Raw genomic sequence first — 662 nt, forward strand, 5'->3', positions numbered from 1 at the left:
CCCTTGGGGCGGCCGGTGGAGCCGGAGGTGTAGATGACGTAGGCGGCGTGGGACGCCCCGATCCGCAGCGGCGGGGCCTCGGCGGGCTGCTCCGACCAGGCGCCGGCGTCGGCGGGCAGGACGGTCAGGCCCGCCAGCGCCTCGGGCAGCGGCCAGTCCTCGGTGCTGAGCACGGCCGCCGGGCGGGCGTCGGCCAGCATGTGGGCGGTGCGCTCCAGCGGGTACTCGGCGTCCAGCGGCAGGAAGGCCGCGCCGGCCTTGAGCACGGCGAGTTGGGCGACGACCGTCTCCGCCGAGCGGGGCAGGGCGAGCGCGACCACGGACTCCGGGCCGATGCCGGCGGCCAGCAGGCCGTGCGCGAGCCGGTTCGCCCTGGCGTCCAACTCGGCGTAGCTGAGCCGGAGTTCACCGAAGACCAGGGCGGTGGCCTCCGGGGTGGCGGCCACCTGGGCCGCGAACGCGGCGGGGACGAGCGGGACCTCGGCGGGCAGCGCGGCGGCGGGGGCGAGCAGGGCGGCGCGCTCGGCGCCGTCCAGCAGCTCCACCCGGCCGATCGGCGCCGCCGGGTCCGCCACCACGGCGGCCAGCAGCCGCCCGAAACGGGCCGCGATCGCCTCCACCGTCTCCCGGTCGAACAGGTCGGTGGCGTAGTCGATCGCGCA

1 protein-coding gene is annotated in these 662 nt (G+C 78.1%); it reads right to left on the reverse strand.

What is annotated here, in order from left to right:
• Positions 1-662: AMP-binding protein (locus tag VR45_RS41175; RefSeq protein ID WP_045945106.1), on the reverse strand; the 662-nt coding region annotated here is incomplete at both ends.

The sequence above is a fragment of the Streptomyces sp. NRRL S-495 genome, from assembly GCF_000966955.1.
Classification (GTDB): domain Bacteria; phylum Actinomycetota; class Actinomycetes; order Streptomycetales; family Streptomycetaceae; genus Kitasatospora; species Kitasatospora purpeofusca.